At 48.0% G+C, this 16095-nt stretch carries 15 protein-coding genes; 2 read left to right on the forward strand and 13 right to left on the reverse strand.

Annotated elements, in window-relative coordinates; translation table 11 throughout:
• Nucleotides 1-95: 95 nt before the first annotated feature.
• The 5 genes from MHB49_RS27945 to MHB49_RS27965 all read right to left on the reverse strand — a co-directional run bounded on the left by MHB49_RS27945 (nt 96) and on the right by MHB49_RS27965 (nt 5448).
• The gene (locus MHB49_RS27945) at nt 96-1055 is read right to left on the reverse strand and encodes a YhcN/YlaJ family sporulation lipoprotein (RefSeq protein WP_405153799.1); all 960 of its coding nucleotides are present in this window, start codon (nt 1053-1055) and stop codon (nt 96-98) included.
• Nucleotides 1056-1288: 233 nt separating this feature from the next.
• On the reverse strand, nt 1289-2293 hold the full coding sequence (locus MHB49_RS27950) for a DUF4340 domain-containing protein (RefSeq protein ID WP_405153800.1): 1005 nt from the start codon (nt 2291-2293) through the stop codon (nt 1289-1291).
• Nucleotides 2290-3684: a GldG family protein gene (locus MHB49_RS27955; RefSeq protein ID WP_405153801.1), complete on the reverse strand. Its 1395-nt coding sequence runs from the start codon at nt 3682-3684 to the stop codon at nt 2290-2292. Before MHB49_RS27955 ends, MHB49_RS27950 begins: the two co-directional genes overlap by 4 nt.
• A 4-nt stretch (nt 3685-3688) precedes the next feature.
• On the reverse strand, nt 3689-4405 hold the full coding sequence (locus MHB49_RS27960; RefSeq protein WP_247899159.1) for an ABC transporter permease subunit: 717 nt from the start codon (nt 4403-4405) through the stop codon (nt 3689-3691).
• On the reverse strand, nt 4402-5448 hold the full coding sequence (locus MHB49_RS27965; RefSeq protein WP_405157258.1) for an ABC transporter ATP-binding protein: 1047 nt from the start codon (nt 5446-5448) through the stop codon (nt 4402-4404). The genes MHB49_RS27960 and MHB49_RS27965 overlap by 4 nt, the downstream gene beginning before the upstream one ends.
• Nucleotides 5449-5695: 247 nt before the next feature.
• Here MHB49_RS27965 and MHB49_RS27970 point away from each other — a divergent pair, with 247 nt between their 5' ends.
• The gene (locus MHB49_RS27970; RefSeq protein ID WP_405153802.1) at nt 5696-6769 is read left to right on the forward strand and encodes a glycosyltransferase family 4 protein; all 1074 of its coding nucleotides are present in this window, start codon (nt 5696-5698) and stop codon (nt 6767-6769) included.
• A gap of 74 nt (nt 6770-6843) precedes the next feature.
• Here MHB49_RS27970 and MHB49_RS27975 read toward each other — a convergent pair whose 3' ends face one another.
• Both MHB49_RS27975 and MHB49_RS27980 read right to left on the reverse strand, forming a co-directional pair.
• Nucleotides 6844-8331 (reverse strand): DHA2 family efflux MFS transporter permease subunit, encoded by a 1488-nt coding sequence (locus MHB49_RS27975; RefSeq protein WP_405153803.1) that lies wholly within the window; start codon nt 8329-8331, stop codon nt 6844-6846.
• A gap of 264 nt (nt 8332-8595) precedes the next feature.
• Nucleotides 8596-8943: a hypothetical protein gene (locus tag MHB49_RS27980; protein WP_405153804.1), complete on the reverse strand. Its 348-nt coding sequence runs from the start codon at nt 8941-8943 to the stop codon at nt 8596-8598.
• Nucleotides 8944-9130: 187 nt separating this feature from the next.
• Between MHB49_RS27980 and MHB49_RS27985 the strand changes: the two genes are divergently transcribed.
• Nucleotides 9131-10369, forward strand: coding sequence for a glycosyltransferase family 4 protein (locus MHB49_RS27985; protein ID WP_405153805.1), 1239 nt, complete (start codon nt 9131-9133; stop codon nt 10367-10369).
• A 300-nt stretch (nt 10370-10669) separates the two neighbouring features.
• Here the strand turns inward: MHB49_RS27985 and MHB49_RS27990 are convergent, their stop codons facing one another.
• The 6 genes from MHB49_RS27990 to wecB form a co-directional block, all read right to left on the reverse strand.
• Nucleotides 10670-11386, reverse strand: a complete 717-nt coding sequence (locus MHB49_RS27990) for a glycosyltransferase (protein WP_405153806.1) — start codon at nt 11384-11386, stop codon at nt 10670-10672.
• A gap of 173 nt (nt 11387-11559) precedes the next feature.
• Complete coding sequence (locus MHB49_RS27995; RefSeq protein ID WP_247899166.1) at nt 11560-12276, reverse strand: glycosyltransferase; 717 nt, start codon at nt 12274-12276, stop codon at nt 11560-11562.
• Nucleotides 12273-13214, reverse strand: coding sequence for an NAD-dependent epimerase/dehydratase family protein (locus tag MHB49_RS28000; protein ID WP_247899167.1), 942 nt, complete (start codon nt 13212-13214; stop codon nt 12273-12275). The genes MHB49_RS27995 and MHB49_RS28000 overlap by 4 nt, the downstream gene beginning before the upstream one ends.
• On the reverse strand, nt 13196-14023 hold the full coding sequence (locus MHB49_RS28005) for an SDR family oxidoreductase (RefSeq protein ID WP_247899168.1): 828 nt from the start codon (nt 14021-14023) through the stop codon (nt 13196-13198). The genes MHB49_RS28000 and MHB49_RS28005 overlap by 19 nt, the downstream gene beginning before the upstream one ends.
• Nucleotides 14020-15006 (reverse strand): polysaccharide biosynthesis protein, encoded by a 987-nt coding sequence (locus MHB49_RS28010; RefSeq protein ID WP_247899169.1) that lies wholly within the window; start codon nt 15004-15006, stop codon nt 14020-14022. The genes MHB49_RS28005 and MHB49_RS28010 overlap by 4 nt, the downstream gene beginning before the upstream one ends.
• Complete coding sequence (gene wecB, locus MHB49_RS28015) at nt 14999-16090, reverse strand: non-hydrolyzing UDP-N-acetylglucosamine 2-epimerase (protein ID WP_247903289.1); 1092 nt, start codon at nt 16088-16090, stop codon at nt 14999-15001. Before wecB ends, MHB49_RS28010 begins: the two co-directional genes overlap by 8 nt.
• Nucleotides 16091-16095 lie beyond the last annotated feature (5 nt).

The raw sequence follows: 16095 nt of genomic DNA on the forward strand, positions 1-16095 counted from the left end.
AATGAATCAACGCTATGTTTGTGCAAACTAAAAAACAAACATGCCTCTGCGACTAATGTTGATCATCAGCGCAAAGGCATATTGTTCAACCCAGATTACCGATTCAAGCGATTCGTCATGCCATCGTTGTTGTTAGGATTCATGATACCATTATTACGCACACCGTTTCGGTGATTCGTGTTCAACGCATTCGTTGGGAAAATACGTTCAACCATCGATTGGAACGTGTTAAGCATGCCGCTAACCGGTTTGCCGTTACGGATATCTGTGGCATAACCTTCAACATGTTGTACAAAGTCCGGGTTAGCGGATACGTATACATTCTCCACGTGAGGTGCAAATTGTTTGATTTTCGCCGAGATTTTGGATTTAATCTCTTCAGGTGTGTTGTCATCCGTGCTGTCAATACGCGATGTTTCACTCTTCATTCCGTAGTGTCCATCGGTCATTGTACGTGCGTTGCCACTGTTGGTCAAACCACGCATCATGCCATAAGATCCTGTACCCATCGTTCCATAGATGCTGCGGTCATTGCCCATGTGGCTGCGATCCGTAGCTGCATTGGTATTCAACCCCGGCGCAATGCCACTAGTGCTGTATGGAGACATCGTTCCATTACCACCATTTACACGCACACCGCCCATATCATGACCCATGCTTTCGGTACGCATGGTGCCATTAGCCCGGTTACGCAAAGATTTGCTTTCCAGTTTGCCAGCGTGACCATCTGTCAAACGGACTGCAACATATGCGTTACGATCAGTCAGCATGACATGTGCTGACTTCACTTCCTTCATTTCTGAAATGCGTTTAGCCAGCTCGTCACTTGATTTCAGGTTAGTGACGTTATGTGTCCGATAGCTTTTCGCACGAATACCATCCATTCCGTTGGACTCAACACCATAACGGTTAATGCCTTTCACTTCATGACGAACATTTTGGGTGTGCAGATTATTATCTTTTGTGCTGGTTCCACAACCCGTCAATCCGGCCATTACGAAGATTGCAGTAGACAAAGATAAGCTGATTGCTGTCGCCTTTTTGGCTGCTGGCATGTCTCATCCTCCAATTATGTTGGTTTTGGTCACAAGGATAGGATGCTCTTCTGTACGGACCGATATGCTGAAAGGATATGGAACATCAGCCGATTAATATCTGGGTGCACTCGAAGTCTCTTCCACGTATAAATGCAAAAAAGCGATGCTTGCACAACGTGCAGCACCGCTCTATTTAACCGTGTATTTCCTGTTCCATTTTTTGAACCTTCATTATTAAAAGAGCTTTATGCTTACTTGGATGAGGAAGCCGCATCCGCGTCTTGTCCGCTCGAAGAAGTTGCATCTGATTTTTGGATCGAATTCGGAAATTGCTCTGCTTCCTTCAGACCAGCTGCATCCATGGGATAGGCCCACTGACCGTCTGGTGTAATTACCCAGATCTGATCTGGTTCCGATGGAATAGTAAGCCCCCGATACACATCCGTTACAGCTTCTCCGTTAACTGTCTGTTCAACAGATAACGTAAAGCGCGGCACAGTGCCTTTCATTTCAGAAGCTTTGCGCACATCGTCGGCTGTGGACAGATTTTTAATTTTGCCAATCAGCGATACGGCATCCGTAGCTTCAACTGCTTCGCCATTCAGCATCCACGTCTGCTCTGCTGCACCCTCTTCGGAGGAAGATTTGAGCATCCAGGTGGCTGCTTCGCCTTCCCATTCGAGCGAAGTGACGTTGGTTTCATCCATATTAAACGGAGTTGTATCCAGCAAATCCTGCCGCGATAATTCTATCTTGCTGATCGATTCTGTTTGTACGGCTACAACAGGCCCGGAGTCCACCCTCACATAACGGGCGTCATCTGCTGGCAGCTGTCCACCTATGCTCAGTTTGATCTCACGATTATCCTTTAGTTGGATATCCAGCAACGTTGCATCTGCACCCAATCCATACTTGTCGAGATCCTTCGGCTCTTCCTCCACAACCATTTCCTGATCAGCACCACTTAAGGCATCAAGCCAACTGCTGACCGTATAACCATTCAAAGGATAAGCCTTTGGTTCCACCATATGCCATACGCCATTCTTTTGTTCCAAGTGTGACGATGCGGGTTTTGAAGCACCTGATGTGTCTGTATTGTGATCATGAATCGTGATCGACTGTATATCGGCAGACTTCATACCGAGCAACTTTACCTTCTCCGCTTCTTCTTCACGAAAATAATTTTGATTGGCCGCATAGACCCATCCGATCAACAAGACCACTAAGACTAGAATCGTTGGGACCCATTTTTTCATACGCGTCTGCGCCTCCACCATAAGAGTACACCTATCATAACAAAGATAAGCGGGAATGCGACAATCGCCACGAAGAAAATGGTTCTGGCTTGTTCACCATCCAAATACGCCGTTTGATAACCGGATTGTACCCGTGGCCGAATCGTTACCCCATCCTCTTTTCCACTTAAATAATTGACGGTATTCAGAATAAAATCCCGATTTCCGCCGTTCGCTATTTCCGAGTCCTGCATGAAAATGGATGAGCCGAGAATAACTGCCTTCGGTTTGCCATCCGTTGTATCCGCCGCATATCCAAGCTCAACCGGGCCTTGAACGTCCTGATCCGGATCGTTGGATGTTTCGTTTTGCAATAAACCTGCAATGTTCGTCTCGCCATAACTGTCATTTGATGAATGAATGAGCGGCGACAACGTGTATTTATTTTGCTCTTTGCTTGTCAAAGCAATGGACAGGGATAACATCGGATACAGTTTGCTTTCTGACAGTTTATCCGTGATGGCATGGGAGCCATACTCTGGCACGACCCACAGTGGGCCCATTGTGCTGGCTTGCTGATTGTCCACCATAACTGCATGCTCATCCACCACGCCATAATCCGTCATGAGTGCATCAATATTTTTCCAGGTCAATTTCATATCTTCGTGAAAACCGAGGGATAACAGTAATTTCCCCCCGTTACTGAGATAAGTCCGAATAGCCTTTAGTTCAGTATCACTAATATCCCGCTGTGGCCCAATAATCGCAAGTACGTCCGCATCTTCTGGAACCTGACCGGCCTGATTCAGCTGCAGTTCTTCTGTCGTAATATTATTCTGTTCCAGAGATGAGCGCAGTGTAGTCAGCTGATCCAGGCCAAGCTCCTCATGTCCTGTCAGGAAGACCATTTTGTGCATCTCCGTGGAAGACAGATTCATTAAGGCTTGTGTCAACTTTTCCTCACCTGTGAACTGGTATGATCCATCGCTTCCATCCCCTACAGCCGTGAATAGACTGGCGATATCAATCACTTTATGCTGATCGCCCTGTTCCAATACAATCGAACTGCCTGTGATGCCATATTTGGAGGCCAGCGTAGGCTCCTGCGTCAGGTTGTACTGCTTCATCGTCAGTTTGCTGTTGCGTTTTGTATATTCCTGAACCATATCCGATACTTCGCGGTTCAAGACTGTATTATTGGCATTTTCAACGGTTAACACCAGAATGTTGACGTCTTCTTTTACATTTTTGATCGCGGTAAGAGACTGGTCTGATAAGGTGTACTGTTTATTCGAAGTCAGATCCAGCTGGAAGCCGCCAAGTGAATTCAGAAACAGGGTCAGCAAAATAAAGATGCCAATCACCGCTACAGACAGCACGGTACTGTTGGTATGACTCAACCATTTTTTCATCTTCTCACCTCCACCGCTTCCGTTCCACAATTTGAATGCTTAACAGCAGAAACACACCTGAGAGCGTTACATAATACAATATATCCGGGCCGCTAAGTACACCCTTCGTGAAGCTGTCAAACCGGTTTGTCAGCGCAAATGGGTCCAGCCATTGCTGTAACGCAGATCCGGTATTGCCTGCAAATGAATCAAGCATCCAGAATACGAGCAAAATAATAAAACCGGCTACCGCAGATACCATCTGGTGCTGAGATAACGTGGAAGCAAACAGTCCAATCGCCATCATGCTTCCGCCCAGGAAAAAGAGACCCAGTGCAGACAACCATACAGATGTCAGATCCAGTTCACCAAAGAAGGACATTATAAACGGGTACACGAGACTGCACAGAATAAGTACAACAAGAATGGCAAGTGATGCCAAATATTTACCGAAAATAATCTCGGTCACCCGTGCAGGTGAAGTCAACAATAGTTCGTCTGTTCCCTGCCGGAATTCCTCTGCTACCAGTCTCATCGTCAGCAACGGCACCACAAACAGCAGCATGGATAACGTGTCACCCAGCACCAGACGATAATCCACAATACTCGGCTGGTAGTACACAAAACTCGAATAGAACAGCAAACTCGTCATCAGTACATATACGGCAAACGCAAAATACGACGTAGGTGACAGGAAGTATGCCTGCAGTTCTTTATTGCAAACCGCCATCATTCGTCTCATTTGGATCCCTCCCCTGTACGGGAATCACCTGGAGCGTCCTCGGGCATTGTCGATTGCTTCTGTTCTGAAATGGTATCCGATTCAGATTCAGATTCCGTTGTGGTAAGCTTCAGGAAAATCTGTTCCAGACTTAGATTTTCACGCTTCATCTCCAGGATCGGCAAGCCTGCACCCGACAGAAGGTAGAACAGTTCTTCCCGAAAATCATTGGAAGATTCACTGGTTAGCAGCATTCTAACCGTATCCGCAGCCCCTATGGATGCTTGTCCATCAGCTGCTGGAATGACTTCGCTCCGAACGTTCTCCCATGGTGCGAGCACATTATGTAATTGCTGCTCTGTTGCCTTCACTTCAATGTATACCTTGAACTGATCCCCCAGTGCTGAACCAAAATGCTGTGGTGAACCGTCCAAAACGAGCTGCCCCTGGTTAATAATCAACATGCGATTACAAAGTGCGCTCACTTCCGGCAAAATATGTGTACTGAGCAGCACGGTATGATTCTCACCCAGTTCACGGATCAAATCCCGTATCTCCATAATCTGATTCGGATCGAGTCCTGAAGTCGGCTCATCCAACACGAGCAAGTCCGGTTTGTGAATAATGGCTCCCGCCAAACCCAGACGCTGCTTGTACCCTTTGGACAGCCCGCGAACCAGTTGCTTTTCCCGGCCCTGAAGGCCCAGCCTGCTCACCATCTCACTAATCCGTAGTTTCAATTCACGTGTCGGGACATCTCTCAGATTAGCGACGAATTTAAGATACGACTGCACCGTCATATCCGGATAAAGTGGCGGTGTTTCCGGCAGATAACCGATTTTGGAACGAACGCTCCTGCTCTGATCGTGAACCGATATGCCATCCACTGCAATGGATCCTGCTGTTGGATGCAAATAGCCCGTAATCATTCGCATCGTTGTGGTTTTCCCGGCACCATTCGGTCCCAAAAATCCTACAATCTCACCGCGCTCCATTGTGAAATCCAGTTGATGCACGCCGCGCCGTCCATCAAAAACTTTGCTTACCTGCTTCACTTCGAGCACATCATTCATCCTTTCCCGTTAAAATACCCGTGTGCCATCCTACTTTCCTTAGATGGTCAACACGGGAAGCTCCTTGTATCTTACGTTCTGTATCCTAAATGAAGCTTAAAGTCACTTAAAAGAGAGCTTAAAAAAATGTGTCTAAAATGTGAACAACACTTCATACACCCACACCCTGCACTCTAGGGTAACGTACCATACAGTACAGGAGCATGAGCGCCTGCACAAAAGTCAGAGGGTGAACCGTGTGAAAGTACTATTCACATTTTATGTTCCAAGCGGCGGTGTAGATACTTTAAACCGATTGCGTACAGCCGTTCTGCAACGCCATGGCATCGAAGCACATGTATTGTATCTGTACCCTGGCTCGGGACTGCAGAACAATAACAACACGCCGGTCTTCACTTCTTCCAGTGATGAGCAGATTCACAGTTTAATTCATCATCATCAATACGACGCCATAATTGTTACCTCGGATATTGCCATGCCGGGCAGGTTAAGAGCCCTCGGGTATAATGGACGTATTATCTTTGAAGCTCAGGGATTGGGAACGCGTGAACTTGCTCTGGAAACCATCCAAATGGGTCTGCCCTATCTGCAAGCCCACTGTAATGCTGCTGTTATTCCTCCAACGGATCATTTACTGGAGCTGTTCATCCATATGTGCCCATGGCTTCATCGGTTTGTCATTCCCAATATGCTGGATACCACTACTTTTGCCCCAATTTCGGTGGACGCCCCTCCTTATCCAGTACTAGCTTGGGTGGGAAGACTCGAACACAACAAAAACTGGCGGGAATACTTGACGATATCCAGTGAAATCATTAAAAAAATCCCGGAAGCCAGACTGTGGCTGTTTCACGATCCCACCTTGGCCAATCCAGAGGACGAGGTTATGTTCCGACACATGCTTGCGGAGTATGGGCTTGAAGATCGGATTGGCATCTTTATCAATGTTCCCCATTCCGAGATGCCAAAATTCTACTCCATGATTGCAGCATCGGGAGGAATCATGCTGTCCACTTCTCTGCTTGAAGGCTTTGGATACGCCGTTGCCGAAGCCATCTGCTGCGGTTGCCCAGTACTCAGTACCGATTCGGATGGTGTACGTTCTTTTATTACACATAACAAAACAGGAAAATTCTATCCGATTGGCAACGTGAACGCTGCGGTATCCGAAGCTGTAGAACTTATGCGCGACCAAAAACTGCGGGAATATATACGCAGTCAGGGCAGGCAACATATGACCATCTCCTTCTCACCTGACCGATACGCCATTTCATTTCGGGAAATGATGACTGCCTTGAGCATTTTCTTTTGAGCACAGCAAAAAGGCAGTTCAGAAAAATGCTCTGAACTGCCTTACGTTAAATTTATGAGATCAGCTTATTTGAATTAATGTCCCATCATCATCGCTGGATCCGGCTTTTCTCCTGTTTGAAGGGAATCTTCCTCCAACCGTTTTGGTTTACGCAGGATCAGACTGAGCAAGCATCCAAACAGAGCAATGCAAGCCGCCAGGAAGAAGGTGTCGTTAAAACCAGCGACTAATCCATTAACCATACCTGTGCTATCAGTCGCTCCAGCTGTATTGCTTGCAATATGAGATGTAAGGAATCCGGTCAGACCAGCAACTGCAAAAGACACAACCACTTGCTGTGCAGCAGCAGTAAGCGGGGTAACCCGACCTACCAGCTTACGTGGAGCAGCATTCAGTACATGCGTATTGAGTGGCATCATGGAAAAACCCATCCCCAATCCCATCATGACAAGACTAAGAATGATCAGACCAAGACCCGATTCCGCGGTAATCGAAGACAGAATAAACAGCGCACCCGAGATAATACCCAGACCCACAAAAGCCAGTGGTCTTGCACCAATTTTATCAAACAATCGTCCTCCAAGCGGCATCCCCACACCCGACGCCAGCGCTTGTGGAAGTAAAATCAGGCCTGTTTCCAATGCAGTGTAACCTTTGATTTGCTGCAGATAAAGTGGGATCAAAATCATCGCACCGAACAAAGCGACTTGTGATACCCAAGCCAGAATAATACCCCGTGTGAAATCAGATGATTTGAACACCCGGAGTTCCAACAGCGGATTTTTGTGACGAAGTTCCACGATAACGAACAGGATCAGCGCCACGCCTCCGACAATCACACCTGTCAGTGTTGTTGCAGACGTCCAGCTTGTTCCGCCTTCACTTACACCGTATGCGAGCATCGAGAATGCGATTGGTGCCAGAATCATACCAAGCAGATCGAGCGCAGGCGTGCGTCCACGATCCGTATCTGGCAGAAATTTGATACATAGAATAAAAGCGGCAATACCAATCGGCAGATTAATCAGGAAGATCCAGTGCCAGCTGAGTGATTCAATGAACCAGCCGGATAATACCGGACCCAGTGCAGGAGCCAGCAGCATGGGAATCCCAAGCATACCCATGATAGAGCCTCTTCTCTCAGGAGGAGCCAGACGGAATACCATTGCCATACCAATCGGCGCTACCATGCCTCCACCAAGTCCCTGGATGACACGATAAATAATTAATTGTTCAGGCGACTGTGCGATTGAGCATAATACGGAGCCCAAAGTAAACATTGCAATCGTGAACAGAAATACTCTTTTGGCCCCGAAACGGTCGGTTAACCATCCTGCCAGCGGAATGACGGCCGACAAGGCCAACGTATAACCTGTAACGGTCCATTGAATCGTCTTCAGGTCCGTCTCAAAATATTGAACCAGATTCGGAATCGCCACGTTAACCACCGTGCTGTCCAAGATGACCATAATCATCCCGACGATAATAGCCAGTAGCGGTAGGATAATCGTTTTAATCGAAAATTCTGCCGGGTCCTGGGGCACTGCTGTTTGTTGTTTCACTCTCTCCACTCTCTTTTCCGGCCTGGAGGCATTCTCTTTGGTTCCGCCTCTCCATCGGCCTTATATTCACGACGTTTCAAACTTTTGTTTTAAACCGTCGTTTTAAACTTTTGTTTAAGCATAGGTTAATTTTAATGAAAATACCTTTGCTGTCAAGCTATTTTTTTATTAGATAATGAATCAGTGTATGTATGCCAAAAAATGGACCAGGTCTATTCCTGCCCCACTTCTTTGGTTAACTAAGCCTGATGGAAGCGATCTTTGCTAATCTGCCAACTTGATCATCTGATGCTCCGAAAGTATACCCAAGGTTTGGCCTTGGTCACTTCTGCAGTATATGCGAATAACCAGATGACTTGGTGTAGAACTGTTGCTAATGATGCGCAGTTCGCACGGATCGGATGAGACTGCGAGATTATGAATAATGTGATTTCCCGTATCCGCGCCAATCCGACAAAAATAGCGATACAGCTCCCCGTGCGTGTGACTGATTCCTCCGACAAAGATATCCACATCGTCATTCCCCACAAATGACAATTCAATGTCCATATATCTCATCGGAACAAAGGTTTGCAGCAGGTTTTCGTGAATCTCCAGTACATATACGGCCACGGTATATCCCTCCTGTAGAGCAGAGTTGAACCTTTCTCTAGATATGGTATGCCTGCTCTCATCCATTGCTATTTGCAATCACCCATTTTAATTAATTCCACGGAAATGCCCACCCTTTCGTCTGCTTTTTTTCATAGACTAACAGGATAGAAGATCGGCCTGTGCAGGCCGTGACAAGGAGGTACCTATGAGAGTTCTGCTCGTGACCTATTGGGAGCTTACACAGATGGGTGGAATATGGACATATGTGAAACAGCTGGCTGACAGGCTGATGGCTCTTGGCGTGGAGGTGGATATTATGGGCACCAACGGAGCCAAAAATGAAGTATACATTCGCAATCTCAATCGTTCCTTTCCCAAGGATAAGGTATGGCCCATGCTCCAAGCCAAACTTAATCCGACAGATTTGCCTCAATTCACTGCGGATTCTCTCGTGGCTTATTATGAATTGAACAGGTATGCCTTTGAAATGGGAGCCGCCTATCTCGGGGTTGATCAGTACGATGTCATCCATGCGCAGGACCCGGTAGCAGCCGTCGCGATGAGACGGATTTTGAACCGCAATACACCCATGGTAACGAGTTATCACGGAGCGCTTGCGCGTGAAACCTTTTACGATGCTCAGAACTCTAACGCGCAGCTCACGCTTTCCGAATATTTGCAATCCAAACGCGGACGCTACTTCCTGTCATTGGAAGAACGAAGCGCTGAACAATCCGAACTTATTCTGGTCTCCAGCCATTGGATTAAGAGCACACTTACGGCCCTGCGTGTTCCCGAGTCCAAATTCCGAATTATTCCTTATGCTGTAGATATTCCAGCCTACCGTGCCCAAGCAAGGGCCAAGTTCCGTCAGCGTAAGCCAGCAGGTAAAAAGGTGATCGCCTTTACGGGCAGGCTGGAGCACATCAAAGGGGTGCACATTCTGGTCAAAGCACTCTCCAGCCTGAAGAAGACCCGCTCCGATTGGGTCTGCTGGATTGCTGGAGAAGGCAACCTGATGGAGGATTTACGCTCCTTAGCCAATAATCTGGGCGTGGGTACAGACATCGTTTTCTGGGGCAAACTCGACAACATCCCTTCATTCCTGCGTCATGCTGACATTTATGTGCAGCCCAGCTTGCAGGATACACAGCCTTTCTCGGTCACAGAGGCTCAGCTCGCCGGGCTGCCTGTCATTGTAAGCGGTACGGCAGGCATGCCTGAGATGGTGCAGCCTGAACATACTGGTTGGGTCGTGCCACCGCAGGACGTCGAAGCCCTCAGCGCACTGTTAAATGCCCTTCTGCAGGATGATGCCACCCGCGCAAGGGTAGGAGCAGCAGCCAAAACTTGGGCTGAACAACATCGATCACTGGAAGAGATGGGATTGCGTACACTGCATGTCTACCATGAAGCTATTCAGTTGGGAGGTCAGAGAATATGACATTGCTCGTCCCCAGTGATTTGTATAATCGTTGGTTCTCCATCCCTGTGTCGACAACGCATATCGAGGTAGATTACGTTGTAATGAACGAATTAATAAGGAAACTGCCTAAAGGGTACGTTTTCCCTGATCCCGCAACCATGCACATTCTAACTTCTGAGAAAAATTAGAATCAAGTCACTTTATGTACAGGAGCAAACAAGAGGGTATTCGGATACCGCACTCACTTTACGGCATCCGAATACCCTCTTTTTCTTACGGTTCACGATCTAGCATTTGTGTTTCCATGTCTGTTAGCCTTTACTTCCAGTAACCGCCAATCTGCAGCAGATTGAGTAATACGGGCCGATGCTTCGCTTGAACAAGTTCCATCTCGGCTTTTAATGCCTTAAAGTGTTTCTTGGTTCCCATGGATTCATGCACCCGATAACACATCAGAGGTTCATTGTAATAGAACAGCTCATAGAGCGGAAACAGTCTCAGCCACATCTCATAGTCATGCGTGTAGCGAAAATCGGTGTCAAACATGCCGAACTTCCGAAATGCATCCATTTCCAGCATCACAGTACAACCATTGATTGGACAGCCTTCGGTAAGCACCTGCAGCATCTCCAGACGACTCCCTACTTCTGGTCTCACCGTGTCCAACCATTCGCTGTTGGCATCTACATAATGATAGGCCCCGTGACAGAAGGATGCCTTAACGTCAAGCATGAACTTCAGTTGTTTCTCTACCCGGTCCAGCAGCATTACATCATCGGAGCTGAGCCAGACAAAGTAATCACCTGTCGCCCGCTTGATTCCCTCGTTTAACGCGGTTGCCGTGCCACCATTCTTTTTACGAATGTAGCGAATGTGATCCATGAATGGCTGAAGCAGCTCCACATGTTTCGTAGAACCGTCATCTACCACAATGACCTCAATATGCGGATACGTCTGGTGAATGGCACTGTGAACAGCCTGATCAATATACGCACAATTATAAAAAGGAATGACAATTGATACTTTCGGCTCCATTCGGTCCTCCCCTTTCTCCGGGTAACTATTCACCATTCTCTCTATTATATGAGGATAGATCTTATAGGTATCAGGCATCTGTTGCACAGCTTCGCATAATTTCCACACATTAAAATAAAGAGGGTGTTATTCGGCCAGTTGCGGCCTTCATAACCCCCACCAAAGTTCTTTCTTTACCCTCCCATGGCCGCAATCCGCTGCAACAAAGGCTCCCGGTATCGGGACCATACCATGGAGGCCTCCCGGCTGATGGAATCCGCATGGCGTACCGTTCCCATTTCTCCGTGCCGTCGATATGCAGTAAGCGATTCGTTTAAATACGGAAAACGATGACCATTCAGCAGGATACGCAGCCATAGATCCAGATCATGCGTGTATGGCAGCAATTCGTTGAACAGACCCACCCCACTGAACAGATCCCTGCGGAACATTACGGTACAGCCGTTTACCGGATTGCCGTTTACGAAAAGGCGCAGCCAATCCGGTTCTGCCATCGGCTCTGCTCCTCCGTTCAGCTTGGTCACCGCAGAGTGCTCATTAATGTAATTAAAGTTGGTATGGGAGATGAGCACATTCTCCCGTTGCATAAATTCAACCTGATGACGAATCTTATCCGGATATAAGATATCATCCGAACTCAGCCAGGCGACATAGTCCCCGGAGGCATGACGGATGCCGTGATTCAGAGCCGAAGCAGTACCGCCGTTGCTTTTGCCAAGAACATTAATGTAGGGAAGATAAGGCTGAAGCAGCTCCGCATGCCGGGTAGAGCCATCATTGACGATAATGATCTCCACATCGGTATATGTCTGATTCAGTGCACTCTGAATCGCTTGAGTTACATAGGGACAGTTGTAAAATGGAATGACAATGGACACTCTCGGATTCACGTGGAAGACCTCCCCTGCTGGGTACGAACATCATTTAGAATGTCTTGGAGAGATTGGGTAAATGGAATCAGCGGCTGCCAGCCCAACTTGCGCAGCGCCGAGAGCTCCTCCAGATCTCCAGCCCCGTCGGGACCGGAGGAAGCTCCGTCCCAGCGTACAGGCACCTCCGCTTCAGTCATGGTGAGCAGCGTATCCGCAATCTCTCCCAGGCTGCGCTCCGTGCCTGATACAACCGGATATACGTTACCCGTTGTGCCCTGGACAAGCAGAGCTGCATAGGCCCGGACAGCGTCTCGCACATCCAGAAAGTCACGGGTATTATCCCTGCCAGATAGACGAAAGGCCTCCATCCTACCGCCCTGTTCACAGGCAACAATATGACGCGCCAGCAGCGAACATATGCCTGTTGAAGGTCCTGCCCCGATCAGATTTCCCGGCTCGGCCAGCATTATCTGCTGTCCAAAGAGAGACATCCACGATAGAGATACCATTTCCTCTAATGCTTTGCTGAGACTGTACGGGTGTGGAGGCTGTGGTGGCACACCCGGTGCGGGAGTATATTTTAATCGGGAGCCCACAATAACGGTCCGTGCCTCAGGACAGCTTCTTAGCGCATCCAGCAAATACAGAACAGCCATCACATTGGTCTCAAGCACCAGCAGCGGATTGGACCATGAATCGGGCACGGAATTTTTGCCTGCAAGATGCAATACATAATCCGGCTTCACCTCATCTATCAGATGACGGACTTGCTGTTTATCGTTAAGATCACATACATGTACAGCCACGCCATCGCCAAACGAATGTATACCTGTCCGCCTGACCACCGCTACAACCGCCGCACCGACAGCATTGAAATAGGCAACCGCATGCCGTCCAGTGAAGCCAGAAGCACCCGTGATCAGCACCTTTTTGCCTGTTAGCTCTGCTCCATCCATAATGCCAGCTCCTTCAGCATTGTTGAATAATCCGGAAGGTCTGTCTTCACATCCTCACGTGTGGAAACCAACGTGCGGTCCTGAACAACGCTATCATCGGGTACAATAACAACATCCTGTTTATCCCATGTCTGTTGGAACAGCACAAGCAGATCATGCTTGCTGATAGGCACCGGATGTGCCAAATGGATTAGACCGCTGACTGGCGACACCAGATAATGATCTATCCACTTGGCCAGTTCAAGGGTAGTCACCCCATTCCAGAAGACGCGTGTATAACCGCCAACCTCACCTGTGCAGGACATGAACCAATGCATCAGACCGATGCCACCCTTCCGAATTTCAGGTCCTATAATGGATGTACGAATTGTTAGGTGTCCCGCATCCTGGACTTCCCCCAGTGCTTTCGTGATCGCATAGGCAGATGTTCCATCGGTAACATCATCTTCCCGGTATGCCCCCCGATCCCCACTAAACACACAATCCGTACTGATGTGAATCAGGCGTGCACCAATCGTGTCCGCGATCCGCCGCAAACGATGCGGCAGAAATCCGTTAATATGATATGCGGTAATTTTATCTTCGTCCGCAAAGCTGTTCAAAACACCTACCGCGTTCACGATAACATCTGGATGAACCATCTCCACAAGGCGGTCGACCATAAAGCAGTCAGTTACATCTAGTAGAAGACCGTTGGGATCCGAGACATCCCGGGTCGTGTAGAAGACGCTATGAACGCCTTGACGGCGGAAATAGTCGACCAAAACATGGCCGGCCATTCCGTTCCCCCCAAGTATCAGCAGTTTCATGACAGAAATCCTCCGCGTTGCAAAATTTCACGAATCTCTTCTTTGGTCATCAGTTGATGCTCTGAACTGAAGCTGCTGAAGGATACTGGAGGACAGTTCGTGTAGTGCTCTTTCAATCCCGGTATACCCAGTGTAGGCAAAATCACCAGATATTGCTCATCGTATACCACTGTGGTCATGCTCTCGAATTCACTCATCAGAATTTCGTGAATCTTCTCACCAGGCCGAGTACCACGCTCTACAATCGATACATTCTCCACACCCGAATCCTCAATCAGTACTTCTGCCAGATCCACGATTTTGCAGGTCGGCATCGTCATGACAAAAATCTCACCACCGACACTTTCCACCGAAGCTTTGAACAACAATGTGATTGCATCCTTCAGAGTAAGAAAGAATCGGGTCATTTTCATATCCGTGATGGATACCTGACCTTTGGATCGAATCTGGTTCTTGAATAAGTGTACGACACTGCCGTTCGTTCCAAGGACATTCCCACCACGAACAGTAACAAACCGCGTATTGCTATGCAGCAGATTGGCATATACGATCAACTTCTCACCGATCGCCTTTGTCATGCCATAGAAATTGGATGGATTGGCGGCCTTGTCGGTTGATATATATATGACCTTCTCCACCTTATTTTCAATGGCTGCTTCAATGACATTCTGTGTGCCGATTACATTGGTTTTGAGTGCTTCATAAGGTTGGTCTTCACACACCGGCACATGCTTGAGCGCTGCAAGATGAAATACATAATCCACATGCTGACAGGCCACCGTTAAGGCTTCCTTGTCTCGAATATCACCAATGCGAAAATGAAGACGCGGGTCTTCAAATTCACGACTCATCGCCACTTGGCTGGACTCATTCCGGGAGTATACGATAATCTCCTTGGGCTGCTGGGGCAGCAGTTGAGCCACAAGTTCATAACCCCATGATCCCGTACCACCAGTCACGAGTATACGCTTATTTTCAAACATGCATTTTCCCTCCAAGCAGAAATTTGACCACTTTACTGGATACATCAGTCGCTTTGTAGCCTTGTGGACAATCCCAGTCGTTTGACATTTCGATCATTACCTTCACACAGCCCGCAATACGCTCCGCATTCAGACCGGAGACCACGTTGCTGCCGCAATCCACTGTCTCCGGTCGTTCTGTTGTGCGGCGCATGGTTACTGTAGGCACACCCATAATGCAGCACTCCTCCTGTACGGTACCACTGTCCGTAAGTGCACAGCGTGCATGTCGTTCCAGCATCACGAAGTCGAAAAAACCGAATGGTTCGTGGAACTCCACCAGCGGGTGCATCTCCAGTTGCAGATGCTCGGCGATTCGAATAGCCGTTCGAGGGTGAATGCTGCATATGACTCGCAGGGCATGTTCTTCAGCGACCTGGTTCAAGCCTTTCATGATCTCCAGCAAATGAGGAGGGTGATCCACATTCTCCGCCCGATGGGCCGTAACCAAAAAATATTGTCCAGACTTCAGCTTCAATTTCTTCAGTATTTTGCTGGAACTTACTTGTGCATCATAGTGACGCATCACTTCATAGATCGGGTTGCCTGTCAGCACAATTCGGCGACTGGGCACCCCTTCACTAAGCAGATGTTTTTTACTCTGTTCGGTATACGGCATATTAATAGTGGAAATGGCATCGATAACTCTGCGATTTTTTTCTTCCGGCACATCCAGGTCAAAGCATCGATTGCCAGCTTCCATATGAATGACGGGTATGCCCATCCGTTCAGCCAGAACAGCACATAATGCACTGTTTGTATCACCAAGCAGCAGTACTTTATCTGGTTTCTCCTGATGTAATAAATCCTCCATTTGCGTAAACATTGAGGATAACTGTCGACCGAGCGAGGCCGCTTCATCCTGAAGAACGTAGTCCGGCGCCCGCAAGCCCATTTCCTTGAAGAAAAGACCGCTGAGACTTTCCGTGAAGTTCTGTCCCGTGTGTACCAGAATATGTTTGGACGCGTACTGGTCCAGCTTGGAAATGATCAGGCTGAGCCGTATGATTTCGGGTCGCGTACCCAGCACCGTCATGATCTTCATCGTAA

The organism is Paenibacillus sp. FSL K6-0108, from assembly GCF_045040695.1.
Taxonomy (GTDB): Bacteria; Bacillota; Bacilli; order Paenibacillales; family Paenibacillaceae; genus Paenibacillus; species Paenibacillus pabuli_B.